General features: G+C 71.7%; 16 protein-coding genes and 2 riboswitches. Of the genes, 11 read left to right on the top strand and 5 right to left on the bottom strand.

Annotated features, from left to right (window positions below; translation table 11 throughout):
- Window positions 1-1,137: a CaiB/BaiF CoA transferase family protein gene (locus H1226_RS04780; protein WP_258347450.1), complete on the bottom strand. Its 1,137-nt coding sequence runs from the start codon at window positions 1,135-1,137 to the stop codon at window positions 1-3.
- A gap of 108 nt (window positions 1,138-1,245) precedes the next feature.
- Here H1226_RS04780 and H1226_RS04775 point away from each other — a divergent pair, with 108 nt between their 5' ends.
- The 5 genes from H1226_RS04775 (at window position 1,246) to H1226_RS04755 (ending at window position 5,702) form a co-directional block, all read left to right on the top strand.
- A complete protein-coding gene (locus H1226_RS04775) occupies window positions 1,246-1,965 on the top strand; it encodes a MerR family transcriptional regulator (RefSeq protein ID WP_258347448.1) in 720 nt (239 codons plus the stop codon).
- A gap of 383 nt (window positions 1,966-2,348) precedes the next feature.
- Window positions 2,349-4,037 carry an AMP-dependent synthetase/ligase gene (locus tag H1226_RS04770; protein WP_258347446.1) on the top strand — a complete coding sequence of 563 codons (1,689 nt, stop codon included), beginning with the start codon at window positions 2,349-2,351 and terminating at the stop codon, window positions 4,035-4,037.
- 434 nt (window positions 4,038-4,471) lie between these two features.
- Window positions 4,472-4,867, top strand: a complete 396-nt coding sequence (locus H1226_RS04765; protein WP_258347443.1) for a subtilase-type protease inhibitor — start codon at window positions 4,472-4,474, stop codon at window positions 4,865-4,867.
- A 107-nt stretch (window positions 4,868-4,974) separates the two neighbouring features.
- Window positions 4,975-5,373: a YidH family protein gene (locus H1226_RS04760; protein ID WP_224958295.1), complete on the top strand. Its 399-nt coding sequence runs from the start codon at window positions 4,975-4,977 to the stop codon at window positions 5,371-5,373.
- Between the two features lie 32 nt (window positions 5,374-5,405).
- On the top strand, window positions 5,406-5,702 hold the full coding sequence (locus tag H1226_RS04755; RefSeq protein ID WP_258347441.1) for a DUF202 domain-containing protein: 297 nt from the start codon (window positions 5,406-5,408) through the stop codon (window positions 5,700-5,702).
- 43 nt (window positions 5,703-5,745) lie between these two features.
- Here H1226_RS04755 and H1226_RS04750 read toward each other — a convergent pair whose 3' ends face one another.
- The 4 genes from H1226_RS04750 to gcvH all read right to left on the bottom strand — a co-directional run bounded on the left by H1226_RS04750 (window position 5,746) and on the right by gcvH (window position 8,772).
- Complete coding sequence (locus tag H1226_RS04750; protein WP_258347439.1) at window positions 5,746-6,165, bottom strand: organic hydroperoxide resistance protein; 420 nt, start codon at window positions 6,163-6,165, stop codon at window positions 5,746-5,748.
- 1 nt (window position 6,166) lies between these two features.
- Window positions 6,167-6,685 (bottom strand): MarR family winged helix-turn-helix transcriptional regulator, encoded by a 519-nt coding sequence (locus tag H1226_RS04745; RefSeq protein ID WP_224958291.1) that lies wholly within the window; start codon window positions 6,683-6,685, stop codon window positions 6,167-6,169.
- A 335-nt stretch (window positions 6,686-7,020) separates the two neighbouring features.
- Window positions 7,021-8,373, bottom strand: coding sequence for an L-serine ammonia-lyase (locus H1226_RS04740; protein WP_258347438.1), 1,353 nt, complete (start codon window positions 8,371-8,373; stop codon window positions 7,021-7,023).
- A 24-nt stretch (window positions 8,374-8,397) separates the two neighbouring features.
- Window positions 8,398-8,772: a glycine cleavage system protein GcvH gene (gene gcvH, locus H1226_RS04735; protein WP_258347436.1), complete on the bottom strand. Its 375-nt coding sequence runs from the start codon at window positions 8,770-8,772 to the stop codon at window positions 8,398-8,400.
- A 49-nt stretch (window positions 8,773-8,821) separates the two neighbouring features.
- A riboswitch (glycine riboswitch) is annotated at window positions 8,822-8,913 on the bottom strand.
- Window position 8,914: 1 nt separating this feature from the next.
- Window positions 8,915-9,009, bottom strand: a riboswitch (glycine riboswitch).
- Between the two features lie 203 nt (window positions 9,010-9,212).
- Here gcvH and ald point away from each other — a divergent pair.
- The 6 genes from ald (at window position 9,213) to H1226_RS04705 (ending at window position 21,368) form a co-directional block, all read left to right on the top strand.
- A complete protein-coding gene (ald, locus tag H1226_RS04730; RefSeq protein WP_258347434.1) occupies window positions 9,213-10,328 on the top strand; it encodes an alanine dehydrogenase in 1,116 nt (371 codons plus the stop codon).
- A 358-nt stretch (window positions 10,329-10,686) separates the two neighbouring features.
- Window positions 10,687-11,181: a hypothetical protein gene (locus H1226_RS04725; RefSeq protein WP_258347432.1), complete on the top strand. Its 495-nt coding sequence runs from the start codon at window positions 10,687-10,689 to the stop codon at window positions 11,179-11,181.
- 115 nt (window positions 11,182-11,296) lie between these two features.
- Window positions 11,297-12,319, top strand: a complete 1,023-nt coding sequence (locus tag H1226_RS04720; protein ID WP_224958286.1) for an ABC transporter ATP-binding protein — start codon at window positions 11,297-11,299, stop codon at window positions 12,317-12,319.
- Window positions 12,319-13,167: an ABC transporter permease gene (locus tag H1226_RS04715; RefSeq protein ID WP_224967357.1), complete on the top strand. Its 849-nt coding sequence runs from the start codon at window positions 12,319-12,321 to the stop codon at window positions 13,165-13,167. The genes H1226_RS04720 and H1226_RS04715 overlap by 1 nt, the downstream gene beginning before the upstream one ends.
- 389 nt (window positions 13,168-13,556) lie before the next feature.
- Complete coding sequence (locus tag H1226_RS04710) at window positions 13,557-17,282, top strand: ABC transporter ATP-binding protein (RefSeq protein ID WP_258349338.1); 3,726 nt, start codon at window positions 13,557-13,559, stop codon at window positions 17,280-17,282.
- A gap of 363 nt (window positions 17,283-17,645) precedes the next feature.
- Entirely contained in the window at window positions 17,646-21,368 is a 3,723-nt protein-coding gene (locus tag H1226_RS04705) for a multifunctional oxoglutarate decarboxylase/oxoglutarate dehydrogenase thiamine pyrophosphate-binding subunit/dihydrolipoyllysine-residue succinyltransferase subunit (RefSeq protein WP_258347430.1), read from the top strand.
- The last annotated feature ends 137 nt before the right edge of the window (window positions 21,369-21,505 follow it).

Here is a 21,505-nt window from a genome sequence, read left to right as displayed (position 1 = left end):
TCACGCTTCCTCTCGGGCCTGGTGGATCGCGCCGGACGCCAGCAGGTCCGCCGCGGTGGGCACCTGCCAGTCGGCCAGCACCGCAGTGTCCGGGGCGGGGACCGGGCGCGGCGGTGAACTCGGGGTGCGGGAGAACCGCGGTGCGGGCGCGGGCTGCAGCACGCCACCGGGGCTGGGCAGGGTGCCGCGGGCCTGCAGGTGCGGGTGCTCCCGGGCTTCGCTCATGGACAGCACGGGGGCGACGCAGGCGTCGGAACCGTCGAAGACCTCGGTCCACTCGGCGCGGGTGCGGCTCGCGAAGGTCGCGGCGAACCGCTCGCGCAGCGCGGGCCAGTTCGCCGCGTCGTCGCGGTCCGGGAGGTCGTCGAGGCCGAGTCGGTCGACCAGCTCGGCGTAGAACTTGGGTTCCAGCGCGCCGACCGCCACGTGCTCGCCGTCGGAGGTCTCGTACACGTCGTAGTAGGGCGCGCCGGTGTCGAGCAGGTTCGTGCCGCGCCGCTCCTGCCACGCGCCGGCGGCGGCGAACCCGAACAGCATCGAACCCAGGTGCGCGGCACCGTCCACGATGGACGCGTCGACGACCTGGCCCTGCCCGGTGCTGCGCGCGTTCAGCACCGCGGACAGCACGCCCACCGCCAGGTACAGGGCGCCGCCGCCGAAATCGCCCAGCAGGTTCGCCGGGACCTGCGGCGGGCCACCGCTGCGGCCGATGGCGTGCAGCATGCCGCTCAACGCGATGTAGCCGATGTCGTGGCCCGCGGTCTGCGCCAGCGGACCGTCCTGGCCCCAGCCGGTCATCCGGCCGAACACCAGCTTCGGGTTCCGCTCCCAGCACTGCTCGGGGCCGACGCCGAGGCGTTCGGCGACCCCCGGCCGGAAGCCCTCGATGAGCACGTCGGCGCGTTCGGCCAGCGCCAGCACCGTCTCCGGGCCCTGCTCGTGCTTGAGGTCCACCGAGATCGCGCGCTTGCCCCGGTCCAGCAGGTCGTGCTCGCCGGGAGCCCCGCCGGGACGGCCGACGCGGACCACGTCCGCGCCCAGGTCCGCCAGCAGCATCCCGCAGAACGGAGCGGGTCCGAGGCCCGCCAGCTCCACCACCCGCAGGCCCGCGAGGGGGCCGTCACCTCTTGCCGTCACGCCTGCACCTCTCCGCCAGCGGCCGCACGCCGCGCACGACACCGTGTCGCGACGCAATCAGTGTTACATCGTTGGTGTCACAGCGGTCAAGGAGTAAGCTCCCCGACCATGCTCCGAACCGCGGACGAAGAGCTGACCATCGACGAGTTGGCCGCGCGCGCCGGCGTCACCGTGCGGACCGTTCGCTTCTACGCGTCCCGCGGTCTGCTGCCCCCGCCCCGGCTCCGCGGGCGGCTGGGCCTCTACGGCGGCGACCACCTGGCGCGGCTCGACCTGATCCGGGAACTGCAAGCGCTCGGGTTCACCCTCTCCGCCATCGAACGGCACCTGGAGCGGATCCCCGACGACGCCACGGCCGAAGACCTCGCGCTGCACCGCGCACTGCTCGCGCCGTGGACCAGCGACCAGAGCGAAGACCTCACCCGGCACGAGCTCAGCCAGCGCGCCGGGCGGCAGCTCGACGACGACCTCGTCGGCAAGCTCATCTCGCTCGGCATCCTCCAAGCCCTCGACGACGACCTCAGCCGGGTGCGGCTGTCCAACTCCGCCATGCTCGGCGTCGGGCTGCAGATCCTCGACCTCGACCTGCCGCAGGGCATGCTCCTCGAAGCCAAGGACATCGTCGAGCAGCACACCTCGCAGATCGCCGTCGAGCTGCGCGAACTGTTCGCCGCGAACGTGCTGCGGCCCTACCTCGAACGCGGACGGCCCGAAGAAGAGCGGGAACGGGTGCACGTCGCCACCCAGCAGCTGCGGCCGCTGACCATCCACGTGCTCGTCAACGGGTTCCAGAACGCGATCAACGACGTCATCCGCGACCACGTCTGATCGGAGGAAGGGAACCTTCCTGCCACCGGCGCGAGCAAGGGAACCTTCCGATCACCGGTGCGATGAAGGGAACCTTCCGATCACGGGTGCGGTGAAGGGAACCTTCCTGTCACCCGGCCCGCCGCCGGTGCGCCGAGCGCTCGGCGGTCACCGGTAGCGATCCGGACAGCGGCCCGTTCGAGCGAGCCGGCTCCTCGGACGGCCGAACCCGGGGGCGCGCCAGGCACGAGCCTCGAACACGCGGTGCAGCCGGGCCCCCGCACCCCGCTCCCGACGGCACCCGTCCGCCTACTGGCCAAACGGGCCTCCGGTGCGGTTTCATCGGCGAGGTCACCACGAACCTCGCGTCACGCACGTGGCCGCCTCGTGAGTGGAGGAGCCACATGAGCACATCACCGGCACCGACGCTGACCGCGACCATCCCGCACCTGTTCGAGCGCAACGCGACCGAGCACCGGGACCACCCGGCGCTGACCGCGGACGGCCGGACCTGGAGCTGGGGCGAGGCGGCGGAGGCGGTGCAGGACCTCGCCGCGGGCTTCGCCGACCTCGGGTTGCAGCGCGGCCAGACGGTGGTGCTGATGATGTCGAACGGCGCGGAGCAGTGGCTGGCCGACGTCGCCGCCACGCACCTCGGGGCGGTGCCGATCGCCGTGCACCCCGCGTCGAGCTCCGGCGAGATCCGCGACGTCACGCGGCACAGCCGGGCGCACATCGCCGTTCTCGGCAACGCCCACCACGTGCGCCGCTGGTCGGCGGCGCTGCGCGAACCGGACGCGCTCGGCCACGTCATCGTCGTCGACGAGGCCGCGATCCCCGCGGAGGACACCCGCTTCCGCACCTGGGCGACGCTGCGCGAACACGGCGGCGGGCTGCTGCGGCAGGACCCGGAGCTGGTTCGGCGGCGCACCGCGGACGTGGTGCCGGACGATCCGGTGACCGTGCTCTACTCCCCCGACGCGATCGGGATGCAGCGGGCCGTGGTGCTGACCCACCGCAACGTGCTCGCCGCAGCCTCCGCCCGGCAGCTGGTCACGGGCGCGCCGCCGCACGCCGGGACCCTGTGCTACCTGCCGATGGCGCACATGTCGGAGCGCGCGGGCAACGTCTACAGCGCCATCCACGACGTCGCGCACGTGCACTTCTGCAACGGCATCGCCGAGGCCGTGCGGGTGCTGCCACAGGTTCGTCCGCACACGTTCTTCGGGGTGCCGCGGATGTGGGAACGGCTCGCCGCCCTCGCCCGCGCCCAGCCCACCGCGCACACCGCGGCCGAGAAGCACGAGGTGCTCAGCGGGCTCGGCCTCGACGGCACCGTGTGGGGCGCGAGCGGGGCGGCTCCGCTGCGCCGCGACCTGCTGGAGCTGTTCTCCGGGCTCGGCTTCGACATCTTCGAGACGTGGGGGTCGACCGAGTCCAGCGGCTGGGCCACCACCAACCGGCCGGGCGCGGTGCGCTTCGGCACCGTCGGCACCCCGCTGCCCGGCGTCGAGGTCCGCATCGACGAGGACGGTGAAGTGCTGGTGCGCGGGCCCGTGGTCTGCGCGGGGCACCTGCAGGAGGACGGCCTGGTCCGGGCGGCGGCGGGCGCCGACGGCTGGTTGCGCACCGGGGACGTCGGGCACGTCGACGACGGCTACCTCACCATCACCGACCGCAAGAGCGAGTTGATCATCAACTCGCACGGGGAGACCGTCGCCCCCAGCGTCGTGGAGAACGCGCTGCGCGCGCACCCGCTGATCGGGCACGCGCTCGCCTTCGGCGACGGCAGGCCGCACGTCGTCGCGCTGGTCGTGCTCGACGAGGACACCGCGCCTGCGTGGGCGGCCGCGCACGGCATCGGCACCACCGATCTCGCCGAGCTCGCCCGCGACGCGCAGGTGCTGGCCGAAGTGGACCGCGCGGTGGACGCGGCCAACGCCGCGCTGGGCAGCTCCGGCCAGGTGCGCGCGCACCGCGTGCTGGACCGGCCGTGGGGTGCGGCGGGTGGCGAGCTCAGTCCCGCGTTGAAGTTGCGGCGGCGCGTCATCCACACCAAGTACGCCGAGGTGCTGGACGAGCTGTACGGCTGACGGGCCGGCCGCGAGCAGGGGAACCTTCCTGTCACGGGTGCGATGAAGGGAACCTTCCGGTCACATCGCAGGTGCGGACGCGACCGGCGTGGGCCGGGGCGAGCAGGGGAACCTTCCGGTCACGAGTGCGATGAAGGGAACCTTCCGGTCACCGGTGCGGGCAAGGGAACCTTCCGGTCACCGGTGCGGGCAAGGGAACCTTCCGGTCACCGAAGTTCGAACGAACGGACGCCTCCGCACCGAGCCTCATCCTCTCCACTTTGGAGTGATCCACTCCAGCCACGGCGCTCGATCCAGATGAGCCGAGGGTGACCACCTCCCCGTCCGTGAACCCCACGATCTGGTGATCTTCGGTCGCAGGTGCGGAAATCGCGGGGCCGCTGCCGATAGATCTGTGCGGAGTCTTCCCCACTACCTCTTGGAGGCGCACCGACATGGCTGCCACCCGCTTCATCCGCGGTCTTCTGCTCGCGGCGACGGCCGTCCTCGTGCTCACCCCGGCGACGGCGGGCGCGGCTGCGGCGCAGAGCGACCTGACCTTGACGATCGCGGCGAAGGACCGGGCGGAGTTGCCGCGCACGGTGTCGCTGCGCTGCGAGCCGGTGGGCGGTTCGCACCCGAACGCGGCGGCGGCCTGCGACAGCCTGACCACGGCGGGCGGCGACTTCGAGCAGCTCGGCCAGGCGCACACCGGCCAGTGCACGATGGAGCTGAAGCCGGTGGTCGGCACGGCGCACGGCACCTGGCAGGGCCGCCCGGTGCACTTCGAGAAGGAGTTCGGCAACCAGTGCGTGGCGGCGTCCGCCGCGGGGGCCGTGTTCGACTTCTGAGTTCTCCCGTCCGCAGGGCACCGGATCCGGCCGAGCGCCGCGCCGGTGCCCCGCGGCATCGCCCCCTCGACGGATTCGCGCTGCTCCGGTCGCACTACGGTGGCGGTATGGCTGCCGAGAACGAAGAGCCCGCGTGTAGGCGCTGGCCGCACCGGATCTACGGGGTGGGCGAGGAACCGGATCCCCGGTTCACGCTGGCGAACGAGCGCACGTTCTTGGCGTGGATCCGCACCGCCTTGGCGTTGATGGCGGCCGGTGTCGGCGTGGAGGCGTTGAACGCGGCGATGTCGCCCGGCCCGGATCCGCTGCGGACCTCGCTGGCGGTACTGCTGCTGCTCGCGGGCGTGGTGTGCAGCGTGGCGGCGTTCGGCCGGTGGATGACGATGGAGCGGGCGCTGCGCACGAAGGCCCCGCTGCCGCCGCCGAAGCTGGCGCCGGTCCTCGGGTTCGGGCTCGGCGTGGTCGGCGTGGCGGCGACGGTGCTGCTGCTGGTCAACGGGTTCTGAGCGTGCCGGGGCAGGGCCCGTGGGATCCGGGCTTGCAGGTCGAGCGCACGACCTTGGCCTGGCTGCGGACCGGGTTGACGTTCGTGGTGGGCCTGATGGTGCTGCTGCGGTTGCTGGCGCACCGCAGCGCGGTCGCGGCCGCGGTGTGCGCCGCGGTGGCGCTGCCGCTGGCGGCGGTGATCGCGGTCGCGTCGTGGCGCAGGCACCGGCAGGCGGAGCGGAACCTGCGCGCGGCGAAACCGCTGCCGGACGGCGTGCTGCAGGCGGCGTTCACCGCGCTCGCGCTGCTGGCCGGCGCGATCGGCGCGGTGTACGTGCTGCTGATGTGACGGCGCCCGCCCCGGAATCCGAGGCGGGCGCGCCGAGCGGAGGTCAGGCGACCGCGAGGTCGATCTGGACGTTCCCGCGGATGGCGTTGGAGTACGGGCACACCGCGTCGGCCTGCTCGGTGAGCTGCCGGGCCTGCTCCTGGTCGACGCCGGGGAGGCTGACCGACAGCGTGACCTCGAGCGCGTACCCGCCCGCGCCGTTGCTGCCGATGCCGACCTGGGCGGTCACCGAGGAGTCGGCGATGTTCGCCTTCGCCTTGCGGGCGACCAGTTGCAGCGCGCTGTGGAAGCAGGCTGCGTAACCGGCGGCGAACAGCTGCTCCGGGTTCGTGGAGTCGCCACCGGGGCCGCCCATCTCGCGCGGGACCGCCAGGTCGAGGTCGAGCACTCCGTCGGAGGAGCGGGTGCGGCCACCGCGCCCTTCCCCGGTCGCGGTCGCTTCGGCGGTGTACAACGCTGCCATCTCAGTCTCCTTGTGTCGTGGTCCCGCGCAGGAGTTCGTCGGTGATGGGGACGCCGTCGGCGACGGCGGCCCTGGCCCGGTGCGCGGCCTGGTCCACGTTGGCGGTGAGCCGGTGCAGCGTGGAGCGCAGCGCCAGCACCTCCTCGAGTTCCATGCCGCTGGCGGCGAGCACCCGGTTCGGGATCTGCTCGGCGTGCTGCCGCAGCTCCCGCCCCCGCTCGGTCAGTCCGATCTCGACGGACCGCTCGTCGCGGGTGCTGCGCCGCCGGTCCACCAGTCCGCTCGCTTCGAGCCGTTTCAGCAGCGGCGACAGCGTCCCGGAGTCCAGCTTGAGCATCGCCCCGAGGTCCTTGACCGCCAGCGAGTCGTGTTCCCAGAGCACCAGCATCACCAGGTATTGCGGGTAGGTCAGTCCCAGCTCGTCGAGGAACGGCCGGTACAGGTTGGTGAAGGAGCGCGACGCGCTGTAGAGCGCGAAGCACACCTGCTGGTCCAGCGACAGCGCCGAGTCCGCGCTCATCCCCGCCTCCTGCACGTGGCCGACATTAGCCCCAATTCAAGTTGCGCGCAACTGAGTTGTGCGCATCCTAAATTCTGCAAGGGAACCTCCCCGTCATCCGGAGCCACCACCGCGCGGCCCGCCGGAACACCACCGCCGCACTCCACCACACCGGCCACCACGGCTCCGGACGAGGCCGAGCGTGACAGGAAGGTTCCCCTCATCGCACCGGTGACAGGAAGGTTCCCCTGCTCGCATCGACTCACGCCGGTGGTCCACGCCTGCGACGTGACAGGAAGGTTCCCCTGCTCTCACCGCCCCGCGCGGTTTCGAGCGCCGGGCGAGACGAAGCGCTCTCAGCACTCGATGACGTTCACCGCGAGCCCGCCGCGAGCGGTCTCCTTGTACTTGACCTTCATGTCGCGCCCGGTCTCCCGCATCGTCTTGATCACCTTGTCGAGCGACACGAAGTGGCTGCCGTCGCCGCGCAGCGCCATCCGCGTCGCCGTGACGGCCTTGACCGCGGCGACGGCGTTGCGCTCGATGCACGGGATCTGCACCAGCCCGCCGATGGGGTCGCAGGTGAGGCCGAGGTTGTGCTCCATCGCGATCTCGGCGGCGTTCTCCACCTGCCACGGCGTCGCGCCCATCGCCTCGGCGAGCCCGGCGGCCGCCATCGAGCAGGCCGAACCGACTTCGCCCTGGCAGCCGACCTCGGCACCGGAGATCGACGCGTTCTCCTTGAACAGCACCCCGATGGCACCGGCGGCGAGCAGGAACCGGATGACGCCCTGCTCGTTCGCCCCCGGCACGAAGCGCACGTAGTAGTGCAGCACCGCGGGAACGATGCCGGCGGCACCGTTGGTGGGCGCGGTGACGACCCGTCCGCCTGCCGCGTTCTCCTCGTTGACGGCGAGCGCGAACAGGGTGAGCCATTCCATGGCGTCGTCCTGCTCGCCGAGGTTCGCCCGCAGCGCGGCGGCGCGCCGCTTCACCCGCAGCCCGCCGGGAAGTTCCCCGTCGTTGCGGCACCCGTTGTCGACGCACTCCTGCATCACGGACCAGATGTGCAGCAGCCGGGCGCGGACGTCCTCGGCGGAGCGCCAGGACAGCTCGTTGTCGAACATGACGTCGCTGATCCGGGAGCCGGATTCGGCGACCCGGGCGAGCAGTTCGTCGCCGGTGCGGAACGGGTGGCGCACCGGCGTCTCGTCCGGCTTGATCCGGTCGGTGCCGGTGGCCTCGTCGTCGACGACGAATCCGCCACCGACGGAGTAGTACACCGCGGACCGCAGTTCCCCACCTGCGCCGAACGCCGCGAACCGCATCCCGTTGGGGTGCAGCGGCAGCGACCTGCGCCGGTGCATCACCAGGTCGCGGTCCACCGAGAACCGGATGTCGCGCTCCCCCGCCAGCAACAACCTGCCGTCGGCGCGGATCGTCTCCACCCGTTGTTCGACGGCGGCCGGGTCGACCGTCTCCGGGTCGTGCCCTTCCAGGCCGAGCAGCACCGCCTTGGGGCTGCCGTGGCCGTGCCCCGTCGCGCCGAGCGAACCGAACAGCTCGGCCTTCACCTTGTCGACCTGACCGAGCAGACCGTCGTCCCGCAGCCGCGCGGTGAACATCCGCGCCGCCCGCATCGGGCCGACGGTGTGCGAACTCGACGGGCCGATGCCCACCGAGAAGAGGTCGAAGACGCTGATCGTCACAGCTCCGTCCCCCTCAGCCCCGGCCTACTCACCACCGGTGAACTGGGCGTACTCCTGGGCCGTGAGCACAGCACCGGTCTGCTCGGCACGCACTTCGAGCAGCCAGCCCTCGCCGAACGGATCCGAGCCGATCACCGCGGGGTCGTCGGCGGCGGCCGCGTTGACGGCGACGACCTCGCCGGTCACGGGCGCGAACAGGTCGCTGACGGACTTGGTCGATTCCAGCTCACCGCAGGAGGCGCCGGATTCGATCCGCTCGCCCACCTCGGGCAGCTGCACGTAGACGATGTCGCCGAGCGCTTGGGCCGCGTACGGGGTGATGCCGATGCGCACCAGGTCGCCGCGGTCCTCGATCCACTCGTGCTCTTCGGTGTAGCGCAGCTGTTCGGGCAGGGACATGGAGGCTCCTCACCATCGCGGGCACGGGTGTGCCCTGGGTTCGCGGGCCTCCCCCTCTGTTTCGGGACCTGAGAGCTTCGCCGCGGTGGTTCGCGGCTTGCACCGTGGGTGCGGCGCCGGGGCGCGCGCTTTCCAGAGTGGCCTCGCCCGAGCGGTCATGGGTGCCTGAGAGTTTTGCGGGGAGGGTTTGCTCCTTCGGCGCCCTGCGTTGCGCAGGGTCTCTCCCGCTCGGGTTCTGCGGCGCTGTGCGGTTGTGGTCGTGCCCGGCAACGATAAACGGACGTGGGCGGGTGTCAACGCCCAGCCGCCCGGATCACAGCGAGGAAGGGAACCTTCCGGTCACCGGTGACCGGAAGGTTCCCTTCCTCGCGGCGGGGTGCGGACGCCGGGCGGATGATGCTGGGGTCGGTGTTCGGTCGTGGTGTCGGGAGGCGGACCGGGTGAAGGTCGCAGTGCCGCGTGAGGTGAAGAACCACGAGTACCGGGTGGCGTGCACCCCGGCAGGGGTGCACGAGCTGGCCGCGCGGGGGCATGCGGTGTTCGTGGAGGCCGGCGCCGGGCTCGGTTCGTCGATCCCCGACGAGGACTACGCGGCGGCGGGCGCGACGATCGTGCCGTCCGCGGCGGACGCGTGGGCCGAGGGCGAGCTGGTGCTGAAGGTGAAGGAGCCGGTGGCCGAGGAGTTCCCGCGGCTGCGGGCGGGCCAGGTGCTGTTCACCTACCTGCACTTGGCGGCGTCGGCGGAGTTGACGGACGAGTTGCTGCGCGCCGAGGTGACGGCTCTCGCCTACGAGACGGTGCAGACGGCGCGCGGCGGGTTGCCGCTGCTGGCGCCGATGAGCGAGGTCGCGGGCAGGCTCGCCCCGCAGGTCGGCGCGCAGGCGCTGCTGACCCCGCAGGGTGGTCGCGGTGTGCTGCCGGGCGGCGTGCCCGGGGTGCCGCCTGCGCGGGTGGTCGTGATCGGCGGCGGGGTGGCCGGGTTGAACGCGGCGCGGGTGGCGTCGGGCATGGGCGCCCAGGTGCAGGTGCTGGACACCGACGTGGACCGGCTGCGGGAGATCGACGCGGCGCACGGGGGCGCGATCCGCACGGTGACGTCGAACGCGTACGCGGTGGAGTCGGCGGTGCGGGCGGCGGACCTGGTGATCGGCGCGGTGCTGGTGCCGGGTGCGAAGGCGCCGAAGCTGGTGTCGAACGAGCTGGTAGCGCGGTCGAAGCCGGGCAGCGTGCTGGTGGACGTGGCGATCGACCAGGGCGGGTGCTTCGAGGATTCGCGGCCGACGACGCACGAGGATCCGACGTTCCGGGTGCACGGTTCGGTGTTCTACTGCGTGGCGAACATGCCGGGCGCGGTGCCGAACACCTCGACGTACGCGTTGACGAACGTGACGTTGCCGTACGTGCTGCGGATCGCCGATCAGGGCTGGCGGGCGGCGTGCCGGGCGGATGCGGCGCTGGCCCGGGGCTTGAACGCGCACGGCGGGCTGCTGGTGAGCGAGGCGGTGGCGCTGGCGCACGGGCTGCCGAGCACGGCCCCGGACGCGGTGCTGGTCTGAACCGATCCGCAACCGCGAGACCATCCGAGACCACTGCGCGGCGAGACCGGCGAGTTTCACTCGTGGAGGTGAGAACACCCCGGAAGGGGTTAGAGGGCGGCCCGCTCAACCGGCCTGGGGGTCACCGGGAGCAGGCCGCCAGGTCCCAGTGTAGGACACGAACGCTTGATTTCCGACGTGCGCAGCGTGACGAACGCCCGGTTCCCCGCCACGACCGGAAATCCACTCGACCGAGTGAGTTCGGTGCAGTCGGCCGGGTGAGCTGCCGATGGGAGTGCGCCAAGCCGCGGCGATCTGCGGCGGTGCTCGTCGCGGGCGCCACCGGGGCCCGCGTTCTCCGCCCCGATCAGCGCGCGCGATGACCGTACGACGCGGGGAGTGGCACGTGGACGACGCGAAGATGCGGGAGGCCGTCCTGGACCGGCTGGCCCGGCTGGAGCGGGTGGCCGTCGAAGGCGGCACCGAGGAGCTGTTACCGGTCGCCAGGTCCGAGCTGCACCGCCTCACCAGCGGGCTCCGGGCCCTGCTGGAGGCTCACCACCCGGATGCCGACGGCCGCTGCCCCGCCTGCTCCGGCGCGGTGCGCAGCCGCAGCTGGCCGTGCGAGTCGTGGCTGATGGTGCACCGCGGCCTCATCGGCGACCGCACCGCGCCCGCCGCCCCGACCGGCCGCCACGGCCCGGCGGACGAGCCCGGCCCGGACGCCGAGGGGCGGCAGCCCACCGGCCGCTGGCCGAGCAGCGCACCGGTCCGCCACCACCGTTCCCCCCGCCCCGAGGACGGCCGGCCCGCCGCGGCGCGCCGGCCCGGGCCGGAACGGCCCATCGCCTGGCCGCAGCACGGGACCGGTTGATTTCCGAACTCCTCCCTGTCGGCGCGGGCCGGTCAGGCAGGATGGGACCGGCCCCGCGCCCGAGCGTGATCGTCCGCGTCCCGCGCTCGCGAGCACCCTGCGGGGCCGAGCGACGATGGAGGAGCGTGTGCACGACGGCAGCGGCCGGATCCTGGTGCAGAACCTGAGCAAGAACTTCGGGCCGGTCAGCGCGGTCCGCGACCTCAGCTTCGCCGTTCACCCCGGTGTGGTGACCGGGTTCCTCGGCCCGAACGGATCCGGCAAGACGACGACGCTGCGCATGGTGCTGGGGCTGGTGAACCCGACGTCGGGAACCGCCACCGTCAACGGGGTGCCCTTCGCGCAGCTGCGCAACCCCGCCACCGTGGTCGGGGCGGTGCTGGAGGCGCAGAGCTTCCACCCGTCCCGCACGGCGCGCAACCACCTGCGCTGCTATTCGGCGGCGATGAACGTGCCCGACCAGCAGGTCGACCACGCCTTGGACCTCGTCGGGCTGACCGGCGCCGCGAACCGGGCCGCGGGCGGCTTCTCGCTGGGCATGCGGCAACGGCTGGCGCTGGCCACGGCGCTGCTCGGCGATCCGCAGGTACTGATCTTGGACGAACCCGCCAACGGGCTCGACCCGGAGGGCATCGCGTGGCTGCGCGGCTTCCTGAAGTCGTTCGCCGCGTCCGGGCGCACCGTGCTCGTCTCCAGCCACCTGCTGCGCGAGATGGAGCACACCGTCGACCACGTGGTGATCGTGAGCCGCGGCGAGTGCGTCTACAACGGCGACCTGGACCAGCTGCGGGCGCAGCAGCGCAACCGGGTGCTCGTGCAGGCCGGTGATCCGCAGGCGCTGGTGAACGCGCTGCAGGCGGCCGGGCTGGCGGTCGAACCGCTGCCCGACGGGCGGATCGCCGTCACCGGCTCCGACTCCCGGTCGGTGGCCGAACTGGCCCTGCAGGCCGGGGTCGCCGTCTACGGGATCCAGGAGGAGCAGGTCGACCTCGAACGGCTGTTCTTCCAGCTCACCAGCGGCCAGTACGTCGGCAACCAGCACCCGCCCGGCGGTCCGCCACCCGGCACCGGCGGCTGGGCACCGCCCGGCGGCCCCAACCCGTACCAGCAGCACGGCGGATTCGGAGGTGGCGCCTGATGGACGGCCTGGTCAAGTCCGAGTTCCGGAAGCTCTTCACCACCAACCTGTGGTGGGCGCTGCTCATCCCCGTGGCGCTGCTGAGCTTCGGCGCCAGCTGGATGGGCACCGGGTTCGGCTACATGTCCTCGATCGAGCAGGAGATCGGGCGGCCGCTGCCGCTGGGCCTGCTCACCATGTCGATGTCGACGAACTTCAGCACGATCTTCGCCGGTCTGGTGGGGGCGCTGGCGTTCGCCGGGGAGTACCGGAACAAGAGCATCACCACCACGTACCTCACCGGCAACCCGCGCGGGGCGGTGCTCGGGGCGAAGCTCATCGCCTACACCAACCTCGGCCTGCTGTACGGGCTGGTCAACGTGCTGTCGGCGAGCCTCGGCGCGATCGCGGGCGCCGGGCTCGACGGGTTCGGCGAAGGTCCGGACTGGCTCATCGTGTGCGCCGCCGGGCTCCTCGCGATGGTGCTGTGGACGCTGCTCGGCGTCGGGTTCGGCGCTCTCGTCGCCAACCCGGTGATCGTGATCATCGTGCTGCTGGTCTACAAGTTCGTGTTCGAGTTCATCGTCGACCTGTTCCTCGTCGGCTCCGACGCGTCCGGGGTGAGCGCCTACCTGCCGGGGGCCGCGGGGAGCGGGATCGTCGGCAACCTCGCCGTACCGATCTTCATCAGCGCCACCGCCGGGCCCGACGAGCAGTACGTGCCGCAAGGGCTGTTCGAGGTGCTGCACTTCGTCTTCGGCGGGTCCTACGGGCATCCGTGGTGGCTGAGCATGCTGACCTTCGCCGGGTACGCGGCGCTGTTCGTCCTCGGCGGCTGGTACTTCAGCGGGCGGCGCGACATCACCTGAGGTGGCGCTGTTCGATCGGAGGGGATCTTCCTGCTCGGGTGGGGAGGTCCCCTCTTTCGTGCGGGGCGGTGGCAGGAAGGTTCCCTTCATCGCGCCTGTGATCGAAAGGTTCCCTTCCTCGCACCCGTGACAGGAAGGTTCCCCTCATCCCACCTGTGATCGAAAGGTTCCCTTCCTCGCACCCGTGACAGGAAGGTTCCCTTCCTCACGTCGATGACCGGAAGGTTCCCCTCCTCGCTCAGGTGAGCGCCGGTGCGCCGCCGCCGCGCCCCCGGATCCCCGTCGTCCCCGGCACCTAACCTGGCCTGGTGAGCGACTCCGGCAGCGAATGTTCCCGTCCTGGTTGGATCCGCCGATTGTTCGCCGCCTGCCGGCGGCACCCGGTCGCGATGCTGCTGGCGTTGGGCGCGTCGGTGGCGGCGGTGGGCTTGGAGGCGCTGGTCCCGCTGATCACGAAGACGGCGGTGGACGACGCGGTGGCGGGCGATACCGACCGGTTGTGGTGGTTCGCGGCGGCGTTGGCGGGGCTGGGGGTGTTCCGGTTCGGGGCGGCGTTCGTGCGCCGCTATTCGGCGGGCCGGTTGGCGCTGGACGTGCAGCACGACCTGCGGCGCGCGGTGTTCGGCTCGGTGCAGCGCTTGGACGGCGGCAAGCAGGACGCGTTGCGCACGGGCCAGGTGGCGTCGCGGGCGATCAGCGATCTGCAGCTGGTGAACGCGCTGCTGTCGATGGTGCCGCTGGCGGCCGGGACCGTGGTGCTGATGGCGTTCGCGCTGGTGGCGATGGTGTGGTTGTCGCCGCTGCTGACGTCGGTGGTGCTGGTGGTGGTGCCGTTGATCGCGGCGGTGTCGGCGCGCAGCAAGAAGCGGTTGTTCCCGGCGACGTGGTCGGCGCAGCAGCGGGCGGCGGACATCGCCCAGCAGGTCGAGGAGACGGTGTCCGGGGTCCGGGTGGTGAAGGGCTTCGGCCAGGAGGCCCGCGAGGTGGCCCGGTTGGAGTCGGGTGCGCGCCGGTTGTTCGCGGAGCGGCTGCGCACGGCGCGGATGACGTCGCTCCCGCAGGCGAGCTTGTCGGTGCTGCCCGCGGCGGGCCAGGTGGGGGTGCTGGGGCTCGGCGGTTGGATGGCGCTGCACGGCCAGGTGGGGCTGGGCACGTTCGTGGCGTTCGCGGCGTACGTGGCGATGTTGGGCGGCCCGGCTCGGATGATGGCGAGCGTGCTGGTGCAGGGCCAGTTGACGCGGGCGGGCATGGAGCGGATCACGGATCTGATCGATTCGCGGCCGGACGTGCGGGACCGGCCGGGTGCGGTGGCTCTGCCGGAGGTGCCGCTGCGGGTGCGGCTGGACGGGGTCGGTTTCGGCTACACCCGGGACCAGCAGGTGTTGCGGGACGTGTCGCTGCTGGTGGAGCCGGGCGAGACGGTGGCGCTGGTGGGTCCGGCGGGGTCGGGCAAGTCGACGGTGTCGTTGTTGCTGCCGCGGTTCTACGACGTGCAGCACGGTGCGGTGCGGATCGGCGCGGCGGACGGCGGGGCCGAGCACGACGTGCGGGACCTGCGGCTGGAGTCGCTGCGTTCGGCGGTGGGCGTGGTGTTCGAGGAGGCGTTCCTGTTCTCGGATTCGATCCGCGGGAACATCGCCTACGGGTGCCCGGACGCGACGGACGCGGAGGTGGAGGCGGCGGCGCGCGCGGCGGAGGCGCACGGTTTCATCGCGGCGCTGCCCGAGGGTTACGGGACGCTGGTCGGTGAGCGGGGCCTGACGTTGTCGGGTGGCCAGCGCCAGCGGGTGGCGTTGGCGCGGGCGCTGCTGTCGGATCCGCGGATCCTGGTGCTCGACGATGCGACGTCGGCGGTGGATCCGGCGACGGAGGCGGCGATCCACGACACGTTGCGGTCGGTGACGGCGCAGCGCACGACGTTGTTGATCGCGCACCGCCGGTCGACGTTGGCGTTGGCGGACCGGGTCGCGGTGCTGGACGCGGGCCGGGTCGTGGACGTGGGCACGCAGGAGGAGCTGCGGGAGCGGTGCGGGTTGTTCCGCTCGCTGCTGGCCGGTCCCGGGGAGGAGATCGACGCGGCGGGTGCGGCGGAGCCGGATCCGGTGCCGGCCGATGCGGCCCCGACCGCGGAGCTGTGGCCGGCGGCGGAGGAACCGGAGCGGACGCGCGCGGTGGCGGTGCCGGGCGGGGTGCGCGGTACTCGCGGCGGTTCGGGTGCGGCGACGCCGTTGACGCCGGAGCTGGCGGAGGGCCTGCGCGCGCTGCCGCCGGCGGTGGCGGCGCCGCGGCTGCCCGGGGTGGACGCGACGGCGCCCGATCCGGGGTTCCGGCTGGCGCGGTTGTTGCGGCCGATCCGGTGGGGCTTGGCGTTGACGGTGCTGCTGGTGGCGGCGGACGCGCTGGGGTCCGTCGCGTTGCCGTCGCTGGTGCGCCACGGCGTGGACGGCGGGGTGGACGCGCGGGATCCGGGGACGTTGTGGCTGGTGACGGCGGTCGGCGCGGTGATCGTGCTGGTGAACTGGCTGGTGATCAAGGTGCAGACGGTGGTGACGGCCCGCACCGGCGAGACGTTGCTGTACCTGCTGCGGGTGCGCAGCTACGCGCACCTGCAGCGGCTCGGGCTGGACTACTACGAGCGGGAACTCGCGGGCCGGATCATGACGCGGATGACGACGGACGTGGACGCGTTGTCGTCGTTCCTGCAGACGGGCTTGGCCACGGCGGTGGTGAGCGCGTTCACGATCGTGGGGATCGCGGTGGCGCTGCTGGTGACGGACCTGTCGCTGGCGCTGGTGGCGCTGGCGGTGCTGCCGCCGCTGGTGGTGGCGACGGTGATCTTCCGGCGGGTGTCGTCGACGGCGTACGCGGAGGCCCGGGAGCGGGTCAGCACGGTCAACGCGGACCTGCAGGAGAACGTGTCGGGGCTGCGGGTGGCGCAGGCGCACCGCCGCGAGCGCTATTCGGCGAAGGTGTTCGCGCAGCGCAGCGACGCGTACCGGCGGTCGCGGCTGCGGGCGCAGCGCTACATCGCGACGTACTTCCCGTTCACGGCGCTGCTGTCGGAGCTGGCGCAGGCGGCGGTGCTGGGCGTGGGCGCGACGCGGGTCGCCTCGGGCGAGCTGACCGCGGGGGTGCTGGTGGCGTTCCTGCTGTACCTGGGGATGTTCTTCTCGCCGGTGCAGCAGTTGTCGGGCGTGTTCGACGGCTATCAGCAGGCGCGGGTGGGGTTGCGCCGCATCGGAGATCTGCTGCGGACCCCGACGTCGGTGCCGCAGGACGCGGCGCCGGTGGCCGTGCCGGACCGGCTGGCGGGCGCGGTGGAGCTGCGGTCGGTGTCGTTCCGCTACCCGGGTGCGGAGCGGGACGCGTTGCGGGACGTGTCGCTGCGGGTGGAGCCGGGGACGACGGTGGCGCTGGTGGGCCCGACGGGTGCGGGGAAGTCGACGCTGGTGAAGCTGCTGGCCCGGTTCTACGACGTGACCGGCGGCGAGCTGCTGGTGGACGGGGTGGACGTGCGCCGCTACGAGCTGTCCGGCTTCCACCACCGGCTGGCGGTGGTCCCGCAGGAGGGCTACCTGTTCGCGGGGGACGTGGCCGCGAACATCGCCTACGGGCGGCCGTCGGCGTCGGACGCGGAGGTGGAGGCGGCGGCGCGGGACGTGGGCGCGCTGCCGGGGATCGCGATGTTGCGGCGCGGGTTCCGCCAGCAGGTCGGCGAGCGCGGCCGGGAGTTGTCGGCGGGACAGCGGCAGCTGGTGGCGCTGGCGCGTGCGGAGCTGGTGCGGCCGGACCTGCTGCTGCTGGACGAGGCGACGGCCGCGCTGGATCCGGCGACGGAGTCGCTGGTGGTGTCGGCCAGCGATCGGCTGGCGGCGCGGCGCACGACGTTCGTGGTGGCGCACCGGCTGGGCACGGCGGCGCGGGCGGACCGGATCGTGGTGGTCGACGGCGGCCGCGTGGTGGAGGACGGTGCGCACGCGGAGCTGCTGGCGCGGAACGGCCACTACGCGCGGCTGTGGCGGGCCGGTGATCACGCGCCGGGACCGGGCGGGCCCGATCACGAGCCGGTGCGGCCCGGTGACTCGGCGCAGGACCCGCTCCGCACCTCCCCCTGACGTGCTCACCGCGCGGGTGAGTCCGGGCACGCCGCGTCACCTGTTCTCGCCGGTCGGACCGGGTCGTCCCGAACGGCGGGAACAGCGGTCGTGACCGAAACGTTGTGCCGTCCGCAGGCGACAGACGGGGCGGAGGCCGACCGGAGCACCGGCGGCGAGTCGGCGCATAGTACGGATGCCAGTGATCGAGGACCACGCCCGAACGGGTCATGTTTGCCTGGTGAGGGACTTTCCTGATCGATCCTGTGACCGAACTCTTCTCCACCAGGCCCGCACTGTGTGCCAACCGCACTAAACGGACCGCTAGCCTGGTACTTGAGTGTGTGTACATCACGAGCAGATGGATCGAGGCGAACGCCAGCCGTGTCCAGCAGCAGCCCTGCGTCACAGTTCGGCCCCAACGAGTGGTTGATCGAGGAGATGTACGAGCAGTACCTCCAAGATCCCGCTTCGGTGGACTCCGCGTGGCACGAGTTCTTCGCCGACTACAAGCCGGGGCAGGCGACCTCGGTCTCGGTAGCCGCTGACAACTCCACCGCCGCGGCAGGAGCCGGGTCGACCGCGACGACGACAACGGTGTCGGGAACGACTACTGCGACGGCCACGCGCAGCGAGGGCAACGGGCAGGCTCGCCCGGCCGCCGCGGCGCAGGCCCCCGCGCCGAAGCCGGCCAAGGCGGCCGAGCCGAAGCCGTCCCCGCAGCAGGCCGCGAAGGCGGCTCCGGTGAAGAGCTCCGGTGCGGGTGAGGAGACGAAGCCGCTGCGCGGTGCGGCCGCGGCGATCGCCAAGAACATGGAGCAGTCGCTGGAGGTGCCGACCGCGACGAGCGTGCGGGCGGTCCCGGCGAAGCTGCTGTTCGACAACCGCATCGTGATCAACAACCACCTGAAGCGGAACAAGGGCGGCAAGGTCTCGTTCACGCACCTCATCGGCTACGCGCTGGTGCGGGCGATGCGGGACTACCCGAACATGAACCGCCACTACGGGGAGGACGCCAAGGGCAAGCCCGCGGTGGTCACCCCGGAGCACGTGAACCTCGGTCTCGCGATCGACCTGCCCGCCAAGGACGGCTCGCGCAACCTCGTCGTGGCCTCCATCAAGGGCTGCGAGGAGATGACCTTCCAGCAGTTCTGGCAGGCCTACGAGGACATCATCCGCAAGGCCCGCACCGGTGGGCTGACCGCGGACGACTTCGCGGGCACCACGTTCTCGCTGACGAACCCGGGCCCGTCGGGCACGAACCACTCGGTGCCGCGGCTGACCAAGGGCCAGTCGGCGATCATCGGCGTCGGGGCGATGGACTACCCGGCCGAGTTCCAGGGCGCGTCGGAAAAGTCCCTGGTCGACATGGGCATCAGCAAGATCGTGACGCTGACCTCGACCTACGACCACCGGGTCATCCAGGGCGCCGAGTCCGGCGACTTCCTGCGCAAGGTGCACCAGCTGCTGCTGGGCGAGGACAAGTTCTTCGACGACATCTTCTCGTCGCTGCGCATCCCGTACGAGCCGATCCGCTGGACCCAGGACATCCCGGAGGGCGCGGTCGACAAGACCGCCCGGGTGCTGGAGCTGATCGACGCCTACCGCACCCGCGGCCACCTGATGGCCGACATCGACCCGCTGAACTACCGGCAGCGCAGGCACGAGGACCTCGACGTCCTCTCGCACAGCCTGACGCTGTGGGACCTGGACCGGGAGTTCGCGGTCGGCGGGTTCGCCGGCAAGGAGCGGATGTCGCTGCGCGACGTGCTGGGCGTGCTGCGCGACTCGTACTGCCGCACCGTCGGCGTCGAGTACATGCACATCCTGGAGCCGGACGAGCGCGAGTGGCTGCAGAATCGGGTCGAAAAGCCGCACGAGAAGCCGGAGCAGTCCGAGCAGAAGTACATCCTCTCGAAGCTCAACGCCGCCGAGGCGTTCGAGACGTTCCTGCAGACCAAGTACGTCGGGCAGAAGCGCTTCTCGCTGGAGGGCGCCGAGACCGTGGTGCCGCTGCTGGACGCGGTGCTGGACTCCTCGGCCGCCGCGGACCTCGACGAGGTCGTCATCGGCATGCCGCACCGCGGCCGGTTGAACGTGCTGGCGAACATCGTCGGCAAGCCGATCTCGCAGATCTTCCGCGAGTTCGAGGGCAACCTGGACCCGGGCCAGGCGCACGGTTCCGGTGACGTCAAGTACCACCTGGGCGCGGAGGGCAAGTACTTCCGCATGTTCGGCGACGGCGAGACGAAGGTGTCGCTGACCTCGAACCCCTCGCACCTGGAGGCCGTGGACCCGGTGCTGGAGGGCATCGTCCGCGCCAAGCAGGACATCCTGGACAAGGGCCAGGAAGGCTTCACGGTGCTGCCGGTGCTGCTGCACGGCGACGCCGCGTTCGCCGGTCAGGGCGTGGTCGCCGAGACGCTGAACCTGTCGCTGCTGCGCGGCTACCGCACCGGCGGCACTGTGCACGTGATCGTGAACAACCAGGTCGGCTACACCACCGCCCCGGAGCACTCGCGGTCGAGCAAGTACTCGACGGACGTGGCGAAGATGATCGGTTCGCCGGTCTTCCACGTCAACGGCGACGACCCCGAGGCCTGCGTCTGGGTGGCGAAGCTGGCGGTGGAGTACCGCCAGGCGTTCGGCAAGGACGTCGTGATCGACATGGTCTGCTACCGCCGTCGCGGTCACAACGAGGGCGACGACCCGTCGATGACGCAGCCGGCGATGTACGACGCCATCGACAAGATGCGCAGCGTGCGCAAGACCTACACCGAGTCCCTCATCGGCCGCGGCGACATCACCGTCGAAGAGGCCGAGAAGGCGCTCAAGGACTACGCCTCCCAGCTGGAGCACGTGTTCAACGAGGTCCGCGAGCTGGAGAAGCACCCGCCGGAGCCCAGCCCCTCGGTGGAGTCCGAGCAGCAGGTGCCGACGAAGCTGGTCACCGCGATCTCCCCGGCCACGCTGGAGCGGATCGCCGACGCGCACGTCGACCTGCCCGAGGGCTTCACCCCGCACTCGCGGGTCAAGCCGGTGCTGGAGCGGCGCGCGAAGATGGCCCGCGAAGGCGAGATCGACTGGGGCTTCGGCGAGCTGCTCGCGTTCGGGTCGCTGGCGATGGAGGGCCGCTCGGTGCGGCTCACCGGCCAGGACTCGCGGCGCGGCACCTTCGGCCAGCGGCACTCGGTGCTCATCGACCGGAAGAACGGCACCGAGTACACCCCGCTGCAGAACCTCGGCGAGGACCAGGCGAAGTTCCTCGTCTACGACTCGGCGCTGTCCGAGTTCGCGGCGATGGGCTTCGAGTACGGCTACTCCGTGGCCAACCCGGACGCGCTGGTGCTGTGGGAGGCGCAGTTCGGCGACTTCTTCAACGGCGCCCAGTCGATCATCGACGAGTTCATCTCGTCCGGTGAGGCGAAGTGGGGGCAGCGCTCCGACGTGGTGCTGCTGCTGCCGCACGGCCACGAGGGCCAGGGCCCCGACCACAGCTCGGCCCGCATCGAGCGCTGGCTGCAGCTGTGCGCCGAGGGGTCGATGACGGTGGCGCTGCCGTCGACGCCGGCGAACTACTTCCACCTGCTGCGCAGGCACTCGCTGGACGGCATCCACCGTCCGCTGGTGGTGTTCACGCCGAAGTCGATGCTGCGGATGAAGGCCGCGACGAGCTCCGTCGCCGACTTCACCGAGGGCAAGTTCACCTCGGTGATCGACGACCCGGCGCAGCCGGACCCGTCGGCGGTGCGCCGGATCGTGTTCTGCTCCGGCAAGCTCTACTACGACCTCGCCGCCGAGAAGGAGAAGCAGGGCCACACCGACACGGCCCTGGTGCGGCTCGAGCAGCTGTACCCGCTGCCGCACCGCAAGCTCGGCGCGCTGCTGGAGCGCTACCCGAACGCCACCGATATCCGGTGGGCGCAGGAAGAACCGGCGAACCAGGGCCCGTGGCCGTTCCTCGGCCTCGCGCTGCCGGAGCTGTTCCCCGAGCGGATGCGCGGGCTCAAGCGCGTGTCGCGGCGCCCGATGGCCGCCCCGGCCACCGGCCTCAAGGCCGTGCACGACGTGGAGCAGGCCGAAGTGGTGCAGAACGCCTTCGCCTGATCCTTGCGCACGATCGCGGGCCGTCGGTTCCTCCGGGAACCGGCGGCCCGTTCTTTGCGCGCCCGGAGGGGTGCGATGAAGGGAACCTTCCTGCCAGTGGTGACCGGAAGGTTCCCTTCATCGGCCGAGGGCGACGT

The organism is Saccharopolyspora gregorii, from assembly GCF_024734405.1.
GTDB classification, from domain to species: Bacteria; Actinomycetota; Actinomycetes; order Mycobacteriales; family Pseudonocardiaceae; genus Saccharopolyspora_C; species Saccharopolyspora_C gregorii.
Note: the sequence above shows the minus strand (reverse complement) of the source record. Positions and strands in the feature narration are given on the sequence as shown.

Excerpts from the sequence above, each read along its gene's own strand:
- H1226_RS04725 (WP_258347432.1), top strand. The coding sequence starts at position 10,687 with ATGACCGTACGACGCGGGGAGTGGCACGTGGACGACGCGAAGATGCGG.
- H1226_RS04760 (WP_224958295.1), top strand. The coding sequence starts at position 4,975 with ATGGCTGCCGAGAACGAAGAGCCCGCGTGTAGGCGCTGGCCGCACCGG.
- H1226_RS04720 (WP_224958286.1), top strand. The coding sequence starts at position 11,297 with ATGGAGGAGCGTGTGCACGACGGCAGCGGCCGGATCCTGGTGCAGAAC.
- gcvH (WP_258347436.1), bottom strand. The coding sequence starts at position 8,772 with ATGTCCCTGCCCGAACAGCTGCGCTACACCGAAGAGCACGAGTGGATC.
- H1226_RS04715 (WP_224967357.1), top strand. The coding sequence starts at position 12,319 with ATGGACGGCCTGGTCAAGTCCGAGTTCCGGAAGCTCTTCACCACCAAC.
- H1226_RS04765 (WP_258347443.1), top strand. The coding sequence starts at position 4,472 with ATGGCTGCCACCCGCTTCATCCGCGGTCTTCTGCTCGCGGCGACGGCC.
- H1226_RS04775 (WP_258347448.1), top strand. The coding sequence starts at position 1,246 with ATGCTCCGAACCGCGGACGAAGAGCTGACCATCGACGAGTTGGCCGCG.
- H1226_RS04710 (WP_258349338.1), top strand. The coding sequence starts at position 13,557 with ATGCTGCTGGCGTTGGGCGCGTCGGTGGCGGCGGTGGGCTTGGAGGCG.
- H1226_RS04745 (WP_224958291.1), bottom strand. The coding sequence starts at position 6,685 with ATGAGCGCGGACTCGGCGCTGTCGCTGGACCAGCAGGTGTGCTTCGCG.
- H1226_RS04770 (WP_258347446.1), top strand. The coding sequence starts at position 2,349 with ATGAGCACATCACCGGCACCGACGCTGACCGCGACCATCCCGCACCTG.
- H1226_RS04750 (WP_258347439.1), bottom strand. The coding sequence starts at position 6,165 with ATGGCAGCGTTGTACACCGCCGAAGCGACCGCGACCGGGGAAGGGCGC.